The organism is Fructobacillus sp. EFB-N1, assembly GCF_001038455.1.
In the GTDB taxonomy this organism is placed as follows: Bacteria; Bacillota; Bacilli; order Lactobacillales; family Lactobacillaceae; genus Fructobacillus; species Fructobacillus cardui.
Genome location: NZ_LDUY01000028.1, coordinates 1 through 18,573, shown reverse-complemented (window position 1 = coordinate 18,573; position 18,573 = coordinate 1). Strand labels below are relative to the sequence as shown.

Annotated in this window: 18 protein-coding genes; 10 read left to right on the top strand and 8 right to left on the bottom strand. The window is 41.8% G+C overall.

The window, feature by feature from the left end; translation table 11 throughout:
* Positions 1-106 precede the first annotated feature (106 nt).
* From FEFB_RS06925 to rpmH, 7 genes are all read right to left on the bottom strand, one after another.
* Positions 107-1,000: an alpha/beta hydrolase gene (locus FEFB_RS06925; protein WP_047975521.1), complete on the bottom strand. Its 894-nt coding sequence runs from the start codon at positions 998-1,000 to the stop codon at positions 107-109.
* Between the two features lie 131 nt (positions 1,001-1,131).
* On the bottom strand, positions 1,132-1,305 hold the full coding sequence (locus FEFB_RS08925) for a hypothetical protein (RefSeq protein WP_200898281.1): 174 nt from the start codon (positions 1,303-1,305) through the stop codon (positions 1,132-1,134).
* A 22-nt stretch (positions 1,306-1,327) separates the two neighbouring features.
* Positions 1,328-1,834: an MscL family protein gene (locus tag FEFB_RS06920; RefSeq protein ID WP_047975520.1), complete on the bottom strand. Its 507-nt coding sequence runs from the start codon at positions 1,832-1,834 to the stop codon at positions 1,328-1,330.
* Between the two features lie 78 nt (positions 1,835-1,912).
* Positions 1,913-2,836: a magnesium transporter CorA family protein gene (locus FEFB_RS06915; RefSeq protein ID WP_047975519.1), complete on the bottom strand. Its 924-nt coding sequence runs from the start codon at positions 2,834-2,836 to the stop codon at positions 1,913-1,915.
* Between the two features lie 186 nt (positions 2,837-3,022).
* Positions 3,023-3,871, bottom strand: a complete 849-nt coding sequence (locus tag FEFB_RS06910) for a membrane protein insertase YidC (RefSeq protein ID WP_047975518.1) — start codon at positions 3,869-3,871, stop codon at positions 3,023-3,025.
* Positions 3,855-4,217, bottom strand: coding sequence for a ribonuclease P protein component (rnpA, locus tag FEFB_RS06905; RefSeq protein ID WP_047975517.1), 363 nt, complete (start codon positions 4,215-4,217; stop codon positions 3,855-3,857). The genes FEFB_RS06910 and rnpA overlap by 17 nt, the downstream gene beginning before the upstream one ends.
* Positions 4,218-4,314: 97 nt before the next feature.
* Positions 4,315-4,449, bottom strand: a complete 135-nt coding sequence (gene rpmH / locus FEFB_RS06900; protein ID WP_047975516.1) for a 50S ribosomal protein L34 — start codon at positions 4,447-4,449, stop codon at positions 4,315-4,317.
* Positions 4,450-4,957: 508 nt separating this feature from the next.
* Here rpmH and dnaA point away from each other — a divergent pair.
* From dnaA to FEFB_RS06850, 10 genes are all read left to right on the top strand, one after another.
* Positions 4,958-6,337 (top strand): chromosomal replication initiator protein DnaA, encoded by a 1,380-nt coding sequence (gene dnaA, locus FEFB_RS06895; RefSeq protein ID WP_047975515.1) that lies wholly within the window; start codon positions 4,958-4,960, stop codon positions 6,335-6,337.
* Positions 6,338-6,514: 177 nt separating this feature from the next.
* The gene (dnaN, locus tag FEFB_RS06890) at positions 6,515-7,648 is read left to right on the top strand and encodes a DNA polymerase III subunit beta (protein ID WP_047975514.1); all 1,134 of its coding nucleotides are present in this window, start codon (positions 6,515-6,517) and stop codon (positions 7,646-7,648) included.
* A gap of 205 nt (positions 7,649-7,853) precedes the next feature.
* Positions 7,854-8,255, top strand: a complete 402-nt coding sequence (gene yaaA, locus FEFB_RS08510) for a S4 domain-containing protein YaaA (RefSeq protein WP_047975513.1) — start codon at positions 7,854-7,856, stop codon at positions 8,253-8,255.
* The gene (gene recF, locus FEFB_RS06880; protein WP_047975512.1) at positions 8,246-9,364 is read left to right on the top strand and encodes a DNA replication/repair protein RecF; all 1,119 of its coding nucleotides are present in this window, start codon (positions 8,246-8,248) and stop codon (positions 9,362-9,364) included. The genes yaaA and recF overlap by 10 nt, the downstream gene beginning before the upstream one ends.
* A 23-nt stretch (positions 9,365-9,387) precedes the next feature.
* Positions 9,388-11,382, top strand: a complete 1,995-nt coding sequence (gene gyrB, locus FEFB_RS06875; protein ID WP_047975511.1) for a DNA topoisomerase (ATP-hydrolyzing) subunit B — start codon at positions 9,388-9,390, stop codon at positions 11,380-11,382.
* Between the two features lie 32 nt (positions 11,383-11,414).
* Positions 11,415-13,991 (top strand): DNA gyrase subunit A, encoded by a 2,577-nt coding sequence (gyrA, locus tag FEFB_RS06870; RefSeq protein WP_047975510.1) that lies wholly within the window; start codon positions 11,415-11,417, stop codon positions 13,989-13,991.
* A gap of 458 nt (positions 13,992-14,449) precedes the next feature.
* Positions 14,450-15,106 (top strand): amino acid ABC transporter permease, encoded by a 657-nt coding sequence (locus FEFB_RS06865; protein ID WP_047975509.1) that lies wholly within the window; start codon positions 14,450-14,452, stop codon positions 15,104-15,106.
* The gene (locus FEFB_RS06860) at positions 15,087-15,770 is read left to right on the top strand and encodes an amino acid ABC transporter permease (protein ID WP_047975508.1); all 684 of its coding nucleotides are present in this window, start codon (positions 15,087-15,089) and stop codon (positions 15,768-15,770) included. Before FEFB_RS06865 ends, FEFB_RS06860 begins: the two co-directional genes overlap by 20 nt.
* Complete coding sequence (locus FEFB_RS06855; RefSeq protein ID WP_047975507.1) at positions 15,760-16,500, top strand: amino acid ABC transporter ATP-binding protein; 741 nt, start codon at positions 15,760-15,762, stop codon at positions 16,498-16,500. The genes FEFB_RS06860 and FEFB_RS06855 overlap by 11 nt, the downstream gene beginning before the upstream one ends.
* A 45-nt stretch (positions 16,501-16,545) precedes the next feature.
* Complete coding sequence (locus tag FEFB_RS06850; protein ID WP_047975506.1) at positions 16,546-17,385, top strand: transporter substrate-binding domain-containing protein; 840 nt, start codon at positions 16,546-16,548, stop codon at positions 17,383-17,385.
* Between the two features lie 99 nt (positions 17,386-17,484).
* On the opposite strand, the gene FEFB_RS06845 is transcribed toward FEFB_RS06850, so the two are convergent.
* A complete protein-coding gene (locus FEFB_RS06845; protein WP_047975505.1) occupies positions 17,485-18,240 on the bottom strand; it encodes a LytTR family DNA-binding domain-containing protein in 756 nt (251 codons plus the stop codon).
* Positions 18,241-18,573: the final 333 nt, after the last annotated feature.

The following is an 18,573-nucleotide window of genomic DNA, read 5'->3' as shown; positions in this document are numbered from 1 at the left end:
GGCAACTGGCCAGCTAGGTCTAAATATTTACTTCAACTTTTGGGGTACAGGTCAGGATTTAATTCCTACCTTCTTTTTATGTTCTAAAATCTTTTTAACCGTTGTTTCAATCTTTATCTTTCAAGAAAGCCATTTTTTCTTGGTAAATAGTTGGTGTATCATAATCAAAAATACCATGGTGGCCACCTGAGATGATATTGCAGATGGCTTTTTTTCCTGTCATTTTCTGATACCGAGCAATCAAATCAAGGCTTTGCTGATGAGGCACAACTTGATCAGCACTGCCTGCATAAGCTAATACAGCTGGCGTCTTTTTAGTGAAGTAGTTGGCTGGATTTGCCTGGCTAACACCGATTGGGTTTCCATCGACTGCTAAACCTGCTAAGGCTAATCCTTCAAACGAAATTGCTTGACCAGATTCGGCATATTTAGGTTGAATGCCCTCTTCTTGAAACTGTCGAGCGAATTGATCAAATTCATAAGGTCCATAATTGGCAATTACATGTTTAATTTCTGGCAAATCAGTTAAATCATCGGGTGCTGCAATCCGTCCTAACTTCACTTTGGCCGTTACGGATGAGGCTGTCAGCATTGCCAGCTGTGCGCCTGAAGATTCTCCGATCAAATCAACACTATTGGCTTCTAATTGATACTTTTCTGCATCTTTTTTAGCTTTTGCCAACACCGCTCGAATTTCTGCTACTTGTTTTGGAAAAGAAAATGATTTGGTCGAGATTAGTGCATAATTCATTGAAATAACGGCATAACCTTCTTTAACAAATTTCAATGAAGGTCCTAATTTAAAGGATGACTTCATCCCTCGAACTAATCCGCCTCCCTGAAGGTCCAAAATGATTGGGTGCAACCCGTCACCCGCTGGTAGATACAAATCGAAAAGCTGATAATCTTCTGAACCGTACTTTTGATTTTTGATCACACGGTCAACGTAATCAGGAATCTCAACAGGATCGATTGTCACCTGTGCATCTTTAAATAACATTCCCCCATCCTTTCTGCGTTTCACGTGAAACAGCCGGAAAATGTTTCACGTGAAACGCCATCAAAGAAAAGTAAAGAAAAAGCCAAGAAAGAATCTTAGCTTTAAGAAATATCAATGTTCTTTACTTTTTCTTAATCAATTTCATCCTTGCGACGATTATCCCACAAATAGGCGATCAACAAAATGACCGTCCCTAAATTGGCGCAAACCAGAGAAAAACCTTCCTGCTTGAAAATCCAACTTGCAATCGAAATAAACATCAAAACCAACGCGACAATCGTGACAATAACTGTTGTTTGCTTCATCCTTCTTCACTCTCCTTTTAGACTAACTCTTTTGCTTGCTTTCTGCTAGTGCCTGCAAAACCTTTTCCTGCAGCTCATTATTCTTTTTAATCAAATCGTTGTTTTCTCGCTGCAATTTTTGCAAAGCCATCATATCCTCATGGGGTTCATCATAACCCCATTTTTCACTCTCCGAATTAATTAACTTATTATTAATAAATTGGATTGTATAATAAACCGCCAACGCAATCGAAATCATTGTTAAAAACGAAGTGATAAACGCTGACCAAGCTTGTTGCGTTGCCGCAAAGTACATCGGATGGTTTGGGGTAAAGAGCCATCGCCAAACAAAGGAAATAAAGCTAGCTAACAAGCTCACTAAGTCTTTGATTGCTCCACCAAAAGCATTACCAACAACGACCGAAATCACAAAGGTCAACAGATTCGGTGCAAACAAAAAGCGACGGAAAGAAACCCAGCCAGCAGAAGACTTCTCAAACAGTAAATCTCGCTGCTCGATAAATTCATTTTTCCGTTTTTTTCTCGACATAATATCCTCACAACATTTGCAATATTCTTGTTATAAATTTATTATACGGCAATGTGATATAAAAATCAGGGTCTTTGTCTACTTTTTCAAAAAACCATAATGATAGAACAAATAGGTCGCACCAATCATCATTAAGAACATGATAATGATGGTCACCCACCAGCCCGAAGCACCATGAGCAAAAGGCAGATAATCGACGTTTTCACCATAAAAACCGGAAACAATCGTTGGAATCGTAAAGACAATTGAATAGACAGTTAAGACCTTCATCGTCCAGTTCAAATCCCGATTTCCCAGTGATCCTGTCGCATCTGCAACAGCATTAATCACTTCCATTGCTAAACCAGCCATGTCCCGCGCCTGCTCAACCTCGACCCGAACGGCATCTAATCGATCCAAATCAGCTTCTAAAACGTGGTTTTCATATGAACGTCGGATTTGGTCAAACATAATTAAATCGTTTGCCAACGAATTTTGGAGGTAAATCATCTGAATTTGTAGATGCAATAAATCATTAGTGTGCTTCGTTAGTTGCTTACGGCTACTAAACTGTGCTTGAATCGCCCGTCGTTGTCGGTTAATCTCGGTAATTTCATCACCAAACATCGTCATTAATGGATAAATACCCGTCACCATAAATTCAAAGACCGACATTTCATCATCATCCGAACGATGAAAGGTAGCATCACCAGTTAAAAAATTTTTCTTAATGTAGTCCGTTGGTCGATGCGCAAAAGTGTATAAATTACCATTAACCAAAACAATCCCTAAAGGACGGGTCAAAACTGGTTCCGGTTCAGCTGAGATGACATCTAAAATAATCAAGGCCTCATCCGCTTCAGGATCAAATTCCATTCGAACACTTTCGTTATGGTCATCCGCATAGCCAATCATTTGTTCTGTTAAACCATGGTCGTCCAAAAGAGTTTTCTCGTCTGCAGGACTCATATCAGTGATATGGTACCAAGAAAACTTCGGTGTCTGCTTTAACATCTCAATCATGATGACCCTCCCCCCTCACTAATTTTCAAAAAAAATAACACTAGGTATCATAGCAAAAAAAACAGTCTAATTAAACCATCGTTCGTCAAACTTTTAAGACCATCAAACGCTCTTCTTTACTATAAAAGTAATCAAAGAAAAAAACCACAGCAAATCATTGCTGTGATTTCATTTAAACAATAAAAATTAACGCTTTTTACGCTTCTTTGAACGTTGGGCTTTGCGAACCTTACGCGCCTTTTCTTTTTCCAAAGCCAAGGCTTCTTCACGTTCGCGGCGCATCTTGAATGGGTTTTGCAAGAAGAATGTTTGTACCATCTGGAACAAGTTTCCAACCACCCAGTAAAGAGAAACGGCAGAAGGAACAGCCAAAGCCGTAAACAAAATTAGGAATGGAAAGACATATGGCATTGCCTTTGTCATCGCGTTTTGCTGAGGGTTAGACTGCGTCGACAGCCAAGAAGAACAAAAGGTAAACAAGGCAGCCAAAATCGGTAAGATGAGATAAGGATCTTGGTGACCCAAATTCAACCAAAGGAAAGAACCTGAACGCAACACAGGTGAATTATGAATTCCCTGGTATAAGGCAATCAAAACCGGCATTTGAACTAACAAAGGCAGCATTGAGGCAAAAGGGGAAATACCACGATCCTTGTAAAGTTGCTGCTGGGCGGCAGCTAACAACTGTCGACTCTCAGTATCACGACCAGGATAAGTATCCTGCAAGACCTTAATTTCATCTTGCAAGCCCTGCATCTTCTTCATGGAATCGACCTGATAAACCATCAATGGCAAAATCAGGAAACGAACAAAGACCGTAAAAACAATGATTCCAAGTCCATATGAAGATGAGAACCAAGAAGAAACGCCCAAAATCGAGCGAATAAAGATGGCCACAAAGCCACCCCACAGGCCAGAACCGGCAACATGGCCGCTATATGAAAGGTCAGCAAGAACAATGCCAACAATGGCCAATGCTGCTAAGAGCAATGGCAAAAAACCAATTGTTTTTACCCATTTATTGATTCGAGTCATGATTTTCATCCTTTAAAAGTTTCGCAAGCTTTAGAACATGTTCAAGTTGTTTCTTAATAAAAGCTTGGGACTGGTGTGCTGCAGCTGGTCTGGCAATCACTAAAATATCAACATGTGAATCCAACTTTGGTTTTAATTCCAAAAAAGCTTGTCGAATTCGTCTTTTAACAAAAACCCGGTCATGAGCCTTGCCGACTTTTTTACCAACTGAAAGCCCAAGACGGAAATGTTTTTGATTCTGTTTTTTTAACCGATATAAGACAAAATACTTATTTGCCACCGATTGATGGTGGTCAAAGACGTTTTGAAATTCGGCTGGTTTTTTAATCCGAAATGTCTTGCGCATGGTCTCTTACCTAAATCACCGTTCACTTATGTACACAGGAAAACCCTGCATTAAAAATCCAATAAAAATAAAAAGGCCACTGCATGCAGCGACCTGATTAGGCAGATAATACCTTACGGCCCTTAGCACGACGGCGAGCCAATACCTTACGGCCATTGCTAGTGCTCATACGCTTACGGAAACCGTGTACGCGTTCGCGATGACGCTTCTTTGGTTGGAATGTACGCTTCATCTATATTTCCTCCATTAATAATTTGTCTGCAAAATTTCTTGCAATTCGAGACTAATCATACCACGGATCCGCCTTTGAGGCAAGTTTTGCACCAAAGTCTCCAGCTAAAATACTAAAAATTTTAAAATCGGGTCAAATCAGCTTTCCACGGCTTTATCCAAAAGAAAACCACAAGGTTGTGGACACAAAGGGACAATAACTGTCTTTTCACACCTTATGCCCGACTTATCCACATATCCACAGGTTGGGGACTGCTTTCTGGGGATAACGTTGAAAAAGTCAGGAAAAACGAGCATAATCCCCTTTCCGACGTTGATAACTTTGTTGATATGTGGATAACCCGAAAATTTGTTCCCTTTCTTCTCCACATGACAGACAGTTATTAGTCCCCAAGCGGGATAACTTTCTTTTTATTCGCTTTCCTGTGGATAACTAGTCTTTCCCCCTTTTTTTTGCTATAATATTCAGCATAGCTTCATCCGTTATCTAATTTTTCTTGGAGATTTACATGTCAAAACAACTTGATCCCGACGTCCTCTGGAAAGAGGTCAGTCTCAGACTTTACAAAACAACCGGTCCTGTCAGTTTTGAAGCAATGATCGCCCCACTTACGCCAATTGGCTTTAAAGATGGCAAACTTGTTTTATCTGTCCCTGCCGACCATGCCGCTGATATCATCCAGGCATGGAATACACAACAATATGCCATGGACTTCGTCCAACATGCCAACGAAATTACCGGTGACTTCATTCGGCCAGAACTAAAGGTCGAAGAAGACAGCGAATCCGAAACAAACGCTCATTTCAACGGCTACAACGAACCCACCCAAATTCCTTTCTCCCAAGAAAACGATTTAAATTCTGATTTTACATTTGATAAATTCGTCAAAGGTGCCGGGAACGAAAACGCCTTAGCAGTGGCCTTGGCTGTTGCTGAAGCACCCGGCAAAGTTTACAACCCCTTCCTTATTTATGGAGGGGTTGGTTTGGGTAAGACACATTTAATGCAGTCCATTGGTAACGAATACGCCACTACCCATCCAAATGCCAGCATCAAATATGCGACAGCAGAAGACTTTTTAAATGACTTTACAGATTCACTTCGTGAAGGAAACAAGGCCGATTCCAATGCAACGGCTAAATTTAAAAAAACATACCGATCGCTCGATATGCTTTTAATTGATGATATTCAGTTTTGGTCGGGTAAGGAAAAAGTGCAAGAAGAGTTCTTCAACACCTTTAATGCCCTAACGAAGGCCGGCAAGCAAATTGTGATGACTTCTGACCGATACCCAACCGATATTCCTGACTTGCTGACTAGGTTAACCTCTCGCTTTGAAGCTGGCATTACTCAGGACATTCAAAAGCCTGATTTGCCAACCCGAGTCGCTATTTTGCGGAACTTGCAGGAACGTAATGATCTCGATATTCCAAACGAGGTCCTGGAATTAATTGGCGAAAAAATTGATACCAACGTCCGTTCTTTGGAAGGAGCCTTTCACAAGTTTGAAGCCAAGATTCGCTTCATGAACAAGCCGGCAACCATTGAAACGGCCCAATCAATCTTAACCGAGTTGAATATCGACCAAGGCAAAAAGATTACGGTGGAACGGATTCAAGAAACCGTCGCCAACTACTTTATGCAAACAATTGCCGATATGCAGGGATCCCGACGCCAGGCTGATTTAGTCACGGCAAGACATATCGCCATTTACCTCACCCGTACCATGACAAACAAATCATTACCCGATATTGGCCGATCATTTGGTGGCCGCGATCACTCATCCATTTCGCACGCCTACAACAAGGTAGCCGAACAGGTTGAAACGGAACCAAAAACAAAGGAACTGATTGAAGACCTCGCAAACGAGATAAAAAACGGGAAATAAGCCTTGTGGATAACACTTTCTTTTCTTTCAAGTTAGTCCCGAAGTTATCAACAGGCAAAAAGTGAGTAAATTAGGCCTCATTCATCAATCCCCCGTTTCCACAGCCCTTATTATTACTACTAGTTAAATAATACTAATATAATATAGATGTACCGACCATAAAGGAGGCCGTGCGCCATGAAATTTTCGATTAACCGTCAAGCCTTTATCAAAGCTTTAAATGATGTTGCTCGCGCAATTTCATCTCGAACAACCATTCCGATTTTGACAAACATTAAATTGGATTTGACTGAGGAAGATCTTGTCTTAACTGGATCAAATGCTGATATCTCAATTAAGATTGCACTGGAAGCCAGTGATACCACCAATGAATTGGTTGTTGAAAGTACAGGTGGCATTACTTTACCAGCAACTTTCTTTATTAATATCGTGAAGCATTTGCCTGCCGACAAGATGACACTTGAAATTGATGGTTTGCAAGCTTTGATTACTTCTGGCTCAGCATCATTTAAGATTAATGGCCAACCAAGTTCCGCTTATCCAAAATTACCTGAATTATCAGAAAGCAAATCATTAAAAGTTTCAGCTGCTCAATTAGTTGAAATTATTGCGCAAACAAAAATTTCGGCTTCAACGCAAGAAAGTCGGCCAATCTTAACGGGAATCCATTTAACGTTGGATGGGAATCAAATTAAAGCTGTCACAACTGATTCACACCGTTTATCGCAACGAATCGTAACGCTAACTGGCACTGAAAATACCGATAAGGTATCCGTGATTATTCCAGCAAAAGCCTTTAATGAATTGCAATCGTTGTTAGATGGACAAAACCGTGTTGAAATTAAGCTTTCAAGTAACCAGGCTGCTTTTATCTTTGGCAAGACAACTTTCTATTCACGCTTGTTGGAAGGGAATTATCCAGAAACTGATCGCTTGATTCCAAGTGAAGCAACTACCGAACTGCAAATTGATGCCGCTGCTTTATCAGGTGCTATCGATCGTGCTTCCCTGCTGTCACACGAATCACGCAATAACGTGATTTTGCTGACCATTAAAGATGGTCAAGCACAACTTTCTGGAAATTCACAAGAAGTTGGTCAAGTGAAAGAAGAGTTAACAGCTGAAAAGGTTGTTGGCGAAGATTTGGAAATTTCCTTTAACCCGGATTATGTTCGTGATGCTTTGCGCGTTTTGCAGGGAAAGACTGTTGAATTGAAGTTTACAACGAACTTACGGCCCTTCATCATTATTCCTGAGGGTGAAACCGATAATAAACAACTTCAGTTGGTAACACCAGTCCGCACATTTTAATCAATTTTTTAGAAAAAGATGGCTCATTCTGATGGCCGTCTTTTTTTGTGCCATTTTGCACAAAAAAGCCTTCTACTGCTTTTTTATTTGTTTAGTGTGAATGCCCAAAAGAAAGAAATTGAGCTAAAAACGGCTCTCAGGGGCAAATTAGCGTAAGTATGGTATAATAACGGGGTAAGTATTTACCAAGAAATCGGGGAAAACGATGGCTGAACGCGTAGCAATTAAAACCGCTTATATTACCCTGGCCCAGTTGCTTAAAATGGAAAACATTATTGCTTCTGGTGGGCAGGCAAAAGCTTTTCTCGCTGAGCAATCAGTGTTGTTAAATGGCGAAGAAGAAAATCGTCGGGGCAAGAAATTGTACCCAGGTGACCAGGTTGACTTCCAAGGAGCGCGCTATTTGATTGATCATCAAAGCGCAGAGGAAGATGCCGAAGAGGCTGAAAAACAGGCAATCTTAGCTCGGTTTGCTGCTGGCCAAAAGCAAGCAGCGCACAAGGAAAAGAAACGCCAAACAGCGATTTCTCGTCAACAACGGGCGAATAAAAAAGCGGCTCAGCGGTCATCGAATCAAAAGCCGAGTGGACCAGGCTCTTGGAACTAAGCGAGCTGTCCCTCAGCCATTTTCGTAATTACGATCAAACTGATTTGCATTTCCAAAGCGGGATTAACGTCTTTTTAGGGGAAAACGCCCAGGGAAAAACGAACCTCTTGGAAAGCATCTACGCGCTGGCATTGGCCCGCTCTCACCGAACAAAAACCGATAAGGATTTAATTCAGTGGGGACAAAAAGAGGCCAAAATTACTGGGCGAATCAAAAATCGCTTCGGTCAAACCCCCCTTTCCCTTTCTTGGTCGGCTAAAGGCAAGCAGGCTCGGGTTAATCACCTCGATCAATCCCGGCTGTCAACTTACATTGGCCAACTAAACGTCATTTTATTTGCTCCGGAAGACCTGGACTTGGTTAAGGGAGCGCCGACGGTTAGGCGCCGTTTTATCGATATCGAGTTTGGACAGATGAACAAACTCTATTTACAGCAAAGTAGCCAGTATAAAAAAATTCTCAAAGATCGTAACGCCTATCTGAAGGCTTGGGCACAGGGTGGCCAGCGTGACCAAATCTTTTTAGATGTCTTAACGGAGCAGCTAATTGACGTCGCTAGTCAAATTATTTTGGCGCGACAGAAATTTTTAAACAAATTAGAAGCTCAGGCAAATCAGATTCATCAGGAAGTAGCGAGTCAAAAAGAAGTTTTGACCTTGCATTACCAAACGGCGATTTCAGTTGAAGAGGATATGCAAAAAGACCAAGTACAAGAGGCCCTTTCGTTGGTCTTTGAGAAGAATGCCGATCGAGAGAAGCGGCAAGGCACTACTTTGGCAGGACCACATCGAGATGATTTTATTATTGATGTGAACCAAGCCAATGTGGCGGTTTTTGGGTCACAAGGACAACAGCGAACGGCGGCCCTTGCCCTAAAACTTGGTGAAATCGAGTTGATGCATCAAGAAACGGGTGAATACCCCGTTTTGCTCTTGGATGATGTTTTAAGTGAGTTGGATGCCAACCGGCAGACACACCTCTTAATGGCCATTCAAGACAAGGTTCAAACCTTTATCACAGCTCCTTCCCTAACGGAAGTGGCTCGTCAGTTGATTAAGGAACCTAAAATTTTTATCGTCAAGGCCGGTCATGTTCAAGTGGAAGAGTAGCCATGATGGCGTAAAGGAGAATGATGGCAGAGCAAGAGTATCCAGAAAATCAAGAAGTTGCCGCAGTAAATCCAGAAGAAACAAGTCAAATGCATACGGATGCGGATGCCTATAATGCGGACCAAATTCAAGTTTTGGAAGGCTTAGAGGCCGTTCGAAAGCGTCCAGGGATGTATATTGGGACAACGACGGCGCAAGGTTTGCACCACCTCGTTTGGGAAATTGTCGATAATGGAATTGATGAAGCCCTTGCTGGTTTTGCTAGCCATATTACCGTGACAATCGAGAAGGATAACTCCATCACCGTCACAGATGATGGTCGTGGAATTCCGGTTGATATCCAGTCAAAGACGGGCAAGCCAGCCTTGGAAACCGTCTTTACGATTTTGCATGCCGGTGGAAAGTTTGGCGGCGGCGGGTATAAGGTTTCTGGTGGTCTTCACGGTGTTGGAGCCTCTGTTGTTAATGCCCTTTCAACGTCACTGGATGTCCAAGTTGTTCGTGATGGCCAACTCTACTATATGGATTTCCAAACGGGTCATGTCAAAACCCCGATGACAAAAAAAGATGGGCCATTGCCAATCGAACGAGGTACAATCGTTCACTTCAAGCCCGATGCTGATATTTTCCAAGAAACAACCGTTTATAATTATCAAACTTTGTTAACACGAGTTCGCGAATTAGCCTTCTTGAACAAAGGGTTGCGGATTTCAATCGAGGATAAGCGCTCGGATGAACCACTGAAGGAATCTTTCCATTTTGAGGGTGGTATTAAGGAATACGTTTCTTTCCTTGATGAAGACAAGCAAGCTTTGTTTGATCAACCAGTCTATGTTGAAGGTGAAGAAAACGGCATCGTCGTTGAAGTTGCCTTGCAATACACAACTGGTGTCAAAGAAAGCCTGAAGACATTTACCAATAACATCAACACCTATGAAGGTGGTACGCATGAAACCGGCTTTAAGACAGCTTTGACTCGCGTGATTAACGACTATGCTCGGAAGCAAAAGATTATTAAAGAAGGGGCCGAATCATTAACCGGAGAAGATGTCCGGGAAGGTATGACGGCCATTGTTTCAATTAAGCACCCAGACCCTCAGTTTGAGGGTCAAACAAAGACAAAGTTGGGAAATTCGGATGCCCGTCAGGCAACTGATCGGATGTTCTCTGAGACTTTTTCACGCTTTATGATGGAAAACCCAGCTGTCGCTAAGCAAATCGTTGAAAAAGGTTCGCTAGCACAACGGGCTCGTTTATCAGCCAAGCGAGCTCGCGAAATGACCCGAAAGCAGTCTGGTTTGGAAATTTCAAACTTGCCTGGTAAATTAGCCGATAATACTTCAAAGGATCCTGAAATTTCAGAACTCTTTATTGTCGAGGGTGATTCCGCCGGTGGTTCTGCTAAACAAGGTCGTAACCGCTTGACACAGGCTATTTTGCCAATTCGTGGAAAAATCTTGAACGTTGGGAAAGCAACGCTTGACCGGGTTCTGGCCAACGAAGAAATTCGTTCCCTCTTTACAGCCTTGGGTTCTGGTTTTGGGGATGACTTTAATGTTGAAAAGGCCAATTACCACAAGATTATTATCATGACGGATGCCGATGTCGATGGCGCTCATATTCGAACATTGTTGTTGACGCTGTTCTACCGCTACATGCGTCCAATGGTTGATGCTGGCTATATTTATATCGCCCAGCCACCTTTGTACGGTGTTTCTTTGGGAAATTCCAAGAATATGACTTATTTGGATTCCGATAAAGAACTAGAAGACTACTTGGCTCAATTATCAAGTAATGCTAAGCCAAAGGTTCAGCGGTATAAGGGTCTTGGAGAGATGGATTATGATCAGTTAGCGGATACAACGATGGACCCTGCTAATCGACGGTTGTTACGGGTTGACCCGGCCGATGCCGAAGAAGCCGATGCTGTGATTGATATGTTAATGGGTGGCGATGTGCCACCACGGCGTCAGTTTATCGAGGATAACGCGGTCTTTGTTCAAGACCTCGATATTTAATTGTCGGTCGTGTTTGACGAGGAGTAAACGAAATGCCAGAAGAAATGGATACTCGGATTCAAAATACGCATTTGTCCGAGCAAATGAAGACATCATTCTTGTCCTATGCCATGTCAGTAATCGTGGCCCGGGCATTGCCTGATGTCCGCGATGGAATGAAGCCCGTTCATCGTCGAATTTTGTATTCGATGATTGAACAAGGCAATACGCCGGATAAGCCCCATAAGAAATCAGCCCGTATCGTCGGGGATGTTATGGGTAAATACCACCCTCACGGTGATTCAGCAATTTATGAATCAATGGTCCGGATGGCACAGGATTTTTCATACCGCTACATGCTTGTTGACGGCCACGGAAACTTTGGTTCTGTCGATGGTGATAGTGCCGCTGCCATGCGATATACCGAAGCACGTTTGTCGAAAGTGGCGATGGAAATGGTCCGTGACCTGAACAAAGATACGGTCGATTTTGTGCCGAACTACGATGGTGAAGAACGCGAGCCAGAGGTTTTGCCTGCTCGAATCCCAAACCTCTTGGTCAACGGGGCAACTGGAATCGCCGTTGGAATGACAACCAACATCCCAACGCACAATTTGGGTGAAGTTATTTCGGCCTTGCATATCTTGATGAACAATCCGGAAGCAACAACCGCTGATTTGATGGAAGCATTGCCTGGTCCTGATTTCCCAACTGGCGGTATCGTGATGGGTAAGGCTGGGATCCGAAAGGCCTACGAAACTGGTCGTGGGACGATTACGATTCGGGCCAAGGTCGATATTGAAACGACAAAATCAGGTCGGGAGCAGATTATTGTAACCGAACTCCCCTATGCCGTTAACAAGGCGCGCTTGATTGAACGAATTTCGGAGTTAGCTCGCGATAAGAAGATTGAAGGCATTACCGGTATTCGCGATGAAACCGATCGTGAAGGCTTGCGAATTTCAATTGACGTTAGACGGGATTCTTCCGCTTCAGTTATTTTAAATAACTTGTACAAGCAAACCCTTTTGCAGACTGGGTTCTCTTTCAACATGTTGGCCATCGACCATGGTGCCCCTAAGACACTGAGTTTGAAGGAAATCCTGGTTGCTTATCTGAACCACCAGCGTTCTGTTATTCGTCGTCGGACGATCTTTGACTTAAAGAAGGCCGAAGCACGGGCACATATCTTAGAGGGCCTGCGCATTGCCCTCGACCACATTGATGCAATTATCAATATTATCCGTTCATCTAAGACATCTGATGAAGCCAAGACGCGCTTGATTGAAGGTTACGACCTTTCTGACAAGCAGTCACAGGCTATTTTGGATATGCGTTTGGTCCGGTTGACCGGTTTGGAACGCGATAAGTTAGAGGATGAATACCAAAAGTTGGTTGCTTTAATTGCTGATTTGAAAGATATCTTGGCCCACCAGGAACGAATCGATCAGTTGATTTACGATGAATTACTTGAAATTCAAAACCGCTTTGGTGACCTACGTCGGACTGAATTACAAGTCGGTGATGTGACCAGCATCGAAGACGAAGATTTGATTGAAGAAGAAGATGTGATTGTTACTTTGACCAATAACGGCTACATCAAGCGAGTGCCAGCGAGTGAATTCAAGGCACAAAACCGTGGTGGCCGTGGTGTTCAGGGAATGAATCTGAATGATGAAGACTTTGTAGACCAGTTGGTGAACCTTTCAACTCACGATTCCCTCTTCTTCTTTACCAACAAGGGGAAGGTCTATCGGATGAAGGGTTACGAAATTCCTGAATACGGTCGTCAGGCCAAGGGAATCCCCGTAATTAATCTTTTGAACTTTGAAGAAGATGAAAAGATTCAAACTCTTCTTTCTGTTAACGGTAATCCGGCTGAAAGCCAGGATAACCTTTTCTTTGTCACCCGTAAGGGTGTTGTCAAACGAACACAGGTGCAAGACTTTGCCCATATCCGGACGTCCGGTTTGAAGGCCTTGACCCTTCGCGACGATGATGAAATTTTGAAGGTCTTGCAGACAGATGGCTTGCAAAATATTGTGATTGCCACGATGAATGGTTACTCTGTGACCTTTGCGGAAGAAGCGGTCCGTCTCATGGGTCGTGGCGCCGCGGGTGTTCGAGGAATCAACTTGCGTGACGGGGATGAAGTAATTGGTGCCGATATCCTAACGCCAGACTCTAAGGTTTTTGTGATTAGTCAAAAAGGCTATGGAAAGCAAACAGCTGCCACAGAATACCCTGTGAAGGGCCGTGGTGGTAAAGGAATTAAGACAGCAACCATTACCGAAAAGAACGGACCTTTGGCCGGAATGGTCACGGTTGATGGCGATGAGGACATCATGGTCACGACTGATCAAGGCGTCATGATTCGTTTCAGCGTTGATACGGTTAGTCAAACTAGTCGAGCAACGCAAGGCGTTCGTTTGATTCGTTTGGAAGACGACAGTAAGGTAGCAACCTTGACGAAATTGGAACCGGTTGAGATGGACGCTGAGAGTCCAGAAGCTGCTTTGGTTGAAAGCCAGGAAGAAGCAGATAATAGCCAGTCCCCCGTTAGCGACCAAGTTAGTGACTTAGTTGCTCGAGCAGAGGCTGACCAAAACGATACAGATTCTGAACAATAATTAAAATAAAACGCCACAGTATTGAAGGATGAATCGTCCTTGATTGAAAGACCGTGGTTTTTTTTACCAGAAGTCAAGCTTATCAAGGGTTTTGACTTCTTTTCTTTTGCTAAAACTAATGATTTTATTTTGGATAAAAATGAGAAAGTTGACATTTTAAACTCATCAATATATAATCATTTTAGATTAAGATAAAAGAGGAGGACCACTCATGCGAATGTGTATGCAACGAACATATCGAGAACGTGATAAACACAAAAGTTGAGAAGATGGTCCTCAAAATAACTTACGCATAGATTTTCGTTGCATTGTTTGATAATAGCTACCAGTAGTATTAGATGACTTTTGGAATGGAGCAAGATGCGATTGAAAGGCAACTTCAATTTTTGGAGTTGCTTTTTTTGTGGCTTTTTTTTGAGGATACCGTTGATTCTCGTTGTGGAAATAGGGAGAATTTTATGTCTTGGATATACATCCAACAGGCAATTCCGGCTTTTATTAACGGCTTTTTTCTAACGTTAAAATTGGCCACCATTGGGATTATCGGTGCCCTTTTGCTAGGAATTGTTGTTGCGTTTTGGCTTTACTATCAAGTTATTGGCCACCATGTATTGCGGCTTTATATAGCCGTCTCACGAAATACGCCGTTACTAATCCAACTATTTTTTATTTACTATGGCTTGCCGGGCATTGGTTTAAAAATACCGGCCGAGCAGACAGCCATCCTTGGCCTGATTTTTCTAGGTGGGTCTTATATGGCCGATGCTTTCTTAGGTGGCCTGGAGGCAGTGCCTAAGATTCAGGTGGAATCAGGGCAAGTGGTTGGATTAAGTACCTGGCAACTGGCACGATATGTTATTTTTCCGCAAGGAATTTTGTATTCGCTGCCAGCGATTGGTGCCAATATTATTTTTTTAATTAAGGAAACGTCCATCTTTACAGTGATTGCCATTCCCGAGATTACCAATACGGCATTAGACCTGATTGGTCAAAATTATCGCAGTAATGAATATTTATTAATGATGGTTGTTAGTTATGCAATTATTTTAATTCCCCTTTCGCTGGGACTTTCTTGGTTTGAAAGGAGGCTGCGCCGTGTTAACTTCAGCAATTAATCTTATTCTGGCTGGAACGAACCTTAGTCGATTGATTGAGGGGTTGGGTGTGACGATTGAAATTTCTTTTTTGTCCATTTTCTTTGGCACAATTCTTGGTGGCTTTTTGGGTTTGTTGTGGTCGAACGTTACAGGGGTTGAACGAGGATTTTTCCGCACTTATTTGGAAATTTTTCGAATCGTGCCAACGATTCCCCTGCTCTTTTTGTTTTATTACACTTTTCCGCGGGATTTAAATTTCAATTTACCCGCAACAGTAGTGAGCGTTTTGGTTTTCTCACTATGGTTTGGCGCCGAATTTTCAGATATTGTCCGTGCCGCGGTTCAGTCGGTTGCGAAGGGACAAAAAGAAAGTGCCTATGCAATTGGACTGACGACTTGGCAGAGTTATCGCTATGTCCTGCTACCTCAAAGCTTGGTCAATATCTTGCCAGCATATATTAATTTGAGTACGCGGATTATTAAGACAACTTCTATCTTGTTATTGATATCTGTGACGGAAGTCATTACGGTTGGCCAGCAAATCATTGAAGCCAATTCGTCGAATCGAGCGGTACCACTTGTCGTTTACGGTCTAATTGCCCTTTTTTATTTTTCAATCAATGGCACCCTCACCTGGTTAAGCAAGAAAATTGAAAGGAAAGTCGTTGCTAATGACAGATGAAATAATTCAAGTAAGGCACTTAAATAAAAAATTTGGCGACAAAGTCGTTTTAACAGATATTAACCTCACCATTCCCAAAAATAAGGTAACCGTGGTTCTGGGGCCATCTGGTTCAGGGAAATCAACGTTGATTCGTACTTTTAATGGGCTCGAATCATTTGATAGCGGCGATTTAGAAATTTTCGGTCAAAAGATTGACCCACATGATAAAAAAGCCTTTGCGGTCATCAAACATGAAATTGGCATGGTCTTTCAAAGTTATGATCTCTTTCCGAATCGAACGGTGATGCAAAACATTACCTTAGGACCATTGAAAGTTCAAAAAAGAAATGAAAAAGAAGTTCTTGGCCAGGCAAGGCAATTACTTGCTGAAGTCGGATTAGAAAAATTTGAAAATTATTATCCACGGCAATTATCCGGGGGTCAAAAGCAACGAGTGGCCATAGTGCGTGCGCTGATTTTAAATCCAAAACTAATGCTCTTTGATGAAGTAACGGCATCACTTGATCCGGAAATGGTTCGTGGGGTCTTGGAAATTCTCAAACAATTAGCCGAGCAGGACTTAACGATGGTTGTGGTCACCCATGAAATGAATTTTGCCAAACAAGTTGCTGACAAGGTCATCTTTTTGGATAGCGGTGAAATTGTGGAAGAACAAGCTGGGCAAAAATTCTTTCAGGAACCACAAACAAAACGGGCTCGCGTTTTTTTGGAGAGTATGTCTTTTTAGAACAAAGAAACTAGGTATTAATTAAGATTAATAAGGAGAAAAACAATGAAAAAGAAAATTATTTGGTCATTAGTAGCTGTGTTGGTTATTATTGTTGGTATTTTTAGTGTCCATGCGCTCACCTCAAAGGACAGTTCAAGTCAAAATGGTCGCACTATTCAGCAAATTAAAAAATCTGGTGAAATTAAAATTGCTGTCTTTGGTGATTTGAAACCTTACGGTTGGGTTGATCAAAACGGTAATCGTCAGGGATACGATATTGCTTTGGCTAAGAAAATCGGCCAAGACCTCGGCGTTAAGGTTAAGTACGTGCAGGTTAACGCCAATGCCCGAGTTGATGCTCTTAATTCTGGCAAGGCCGACATTGCCCTCGCTAATTTCACGGTCACGCCAGAAAGAAAGCAAGTAATTGATTTTGCCAAACCATACATGAAGGTTTCAATTGGTGTCGCTTCAAAGAAAGCAAGCTTAATTACCAACGTTAACCAGTTAAACGGTAAGAATTTGATTGTCAACAAGGGAACAACGGCTGAAACATACTTTACGCAAACGTACAAAAATGCCAAGTTATTGAAGTTTGACTCAAAGACACAACAGTTTGCTGCCTTGAGCGACGGACGAGCAGATGCCATTACGGATGATAATTCATATCTCTTTGCCTGGGTTAAGGATCACCCAGACTATCAGGTCGGCATTAAGCAATTAGGTGACCAAGCCTATATCGCCCCAGGTGTTCAAAAGGGTAACAAGAGTGTTTTGAATTGGACTAACGATGAAATTAAGAAGTTGAACAACAACGGCTTCTTTACGGGCGATTATCAACAGAACTTGGCACCGTTCTTTGGGGATGATGTTAAGGCAAGTGATATTACGATTAATAAGTAATTTTGAATGACTTATCCCTCCCCTTTGTTTATCCAATCGTTTAAATCAGTTTTCAAAAAAACATCACAACCACACTATCCGTGGTCGTGATGTTTTTTTTTAATCATTGCGCTTGAAGTTTGGATTTTCATCTTTGCTTGGTGGTTGAGTAAACCAAGTCGTGTGCATTCGGACTTCGCTTGCATAGCGACGAGAAACGGGTAAGGCATTGCCGGTTGAGAGCGTAATAATTTTTTTCTTGGGTTGGTAGTCCTTTAAGTAGTTTAAATTAATCGCAAAGCTTGAGTGAATTTGACAAATATCTTTATGGAGTGGGACAACGGTTTTAAGTGTGGCCCTGATTTTTGTGATACGGTCGTGTTCATGCAAAATAAGGTGATGAGTCCCCTTTTCACATGAAATATAAATGATATGTGTTAGGTCAATTAAAATTGACCGTGTTCCGTTTGGAAAACGCACAAAAATTGGTTTTGTATAAAAAATTTTGTGAAGATTGTACTGAGCTTTTTCAATGGCACGTAAAAGACGCTTTTGAAAAGCTAAATCACGGTCATTCTTAATAATGAAGTCTAAAACCCCTAATCGGTACTCGAAACAGTAGTTAGCCAATCGACTGTCTTCCGCTAAGAGAATGATTTGGGCGTTGGGATTGTTCTTCTTAATTAATTCGGCAGTTTGAAAGCCAATTTTTTCGTGACCACGGATTTCCAAATCAATAATTAAAATTGGACCTCTTTTATTTGAATGAATCGCGAGTAAAAGTTCTCGTGGAGTTTCAAAAATATGTGGATCGGTTAAAATTTTACGGAACAAGCGCTGGTCACGCTTCTTTGTTGTTAGAATATAGCAAGCCATATTCGCCTCCTTTCCCGTTTAGAAACCTTTCTAAATAAATGGATGAAATTGATAAGTACTATTAGTTAAAGAATAAATTCTATATTAATTATACGAAAACAATAATTTTTTACCACAAATATTTGTAAAAAGTCGCATTTTTAATCATATTTAGATAAATGTTAAATTTAAAGTGATGTAAAGTACAGTATCTTTTTACAATAAATTAACAAAAAGCAGTCATCATTGAAAAATGTACAATAACACCTTTTAGTGTAATCAAAACTTTCAAAAAATTATCAAAAAAACTATTGACGAGTAGGAGGGCAGGCGCTATACTAGTTATTGTTCGTT

Excerpts from the sequence above, each read along its gene's own strand:
- FEFB_RS06910 (WP_047975518.1), bottom strand. The coding sequence starts at position 3,871 with ATGACTCGAATCAATAAATGGGTAAAAACAATTGGTTTTTTGCCATTG.
- FEFB_RS08925 (WP_200898281.1), bottom strand. The coding sequence starts at position 1,305 with ATGAAGCAAACAACAGTTATTGTCACGATTGTCGCGTTGGTTTTGATG.
- FEFB_RS06845 (WP_047975505.1), bottom strand. The coding sequence starts at position 18,240 with ATGGCTTGCTATATTCTAACAACAAAGAAGCGTGACCAGCGCTTGTTC.
- rnpA (WP_047975517.1), bottom strand. The coding sequence starts at position 4,217 with ATGCGCAAGACATTTCGGATTAAAAAACCAGCCGAATTTCAAAACGTC.
- dnaN (WP_047975514.1), top strand. The coding sequence starts at position 6,515 with ATGAAATTTTCGATTAACCGTCAAGCCTTTATCAAAGCTTTAAATGAT.
- FEFB_RS06855 (WP_047975507.1), top strand. The coding sequence starts at position 15,760 with ATGACAGATGAAATAATTCAAGTAAGGCACTTAAATAAAAAATTTGGC.
- FEFB_RS06865 (WP_047975509.1), top strand. The coding sequence starts at position 14,450 with ATGTCTTGGATATACATCCAACAGGCAATTCCGGCTTTTATTAACGGC.
- FEFB_RS06850 (WP_047975506.1), top strand. The coding sequence starts at position 16,546 with ATGAAAAAGAAAATTATTTGGTCATTAGTAGCTGTGTTGGTTATTATT.
- FEFB_RS06920 (WP_047975520.1), bottom strand. The coding sequence starts at position 1,834 with ATGTCGAGAAAAAAACGGAAAAATGAATTTATCGAGCAGCGAGATTTA.
- gyrB (WP_047975511.1), top strand. The coding sequence starts at position 9,388 with ATGGCAGAGCAAGAGTATCCAGAAAATCAAGAAGTTGCCGCAGTAAAT.
- FEFB_RS06915 (WP_047975519.1), bottom strand. The coding sequence starts at position 2,836 with ATGATTGAGATGTTAAAGCAGACACCGAAGTTTTCTTGGTACCATATC.
- FEFB_RS06925 (WP_047975521.1), bottom strand. The coding sequence starts at position 1,000 with ATGTTATTTAAAGATGCACAGGTGACAATCGATCCTGTTGAGATTCCT.
- gyrA (WP_047975510.1), top strand. The coding sequence starts at position 11,415 with ATGCCAGAAGAAATGGATACTCGGATTCAAAATACGCATTTGTCCGAG.
- dnaA (WP_047975515.1), top strand. The coding sequence starts at position 4,958 with ATGTCAAAACAACTTGATCCCGACGTCCTCTGGAAAGAGGTCAGTCTC.
- yaaA (WP_047975513.1), top strand. The coding sequence starts at position 7,854 with ATGGCTGAACGCGTAGCAATTAAAACCGCTTATATTACCCTGGCCCAG.
- rpmH (WP_047975516.1), bottom strand. The coding sequence starts at position 4,449 with ATGAAGCGTACATTCCAACCAAAGAAGCGTCATCGCGAACGCGTACAC.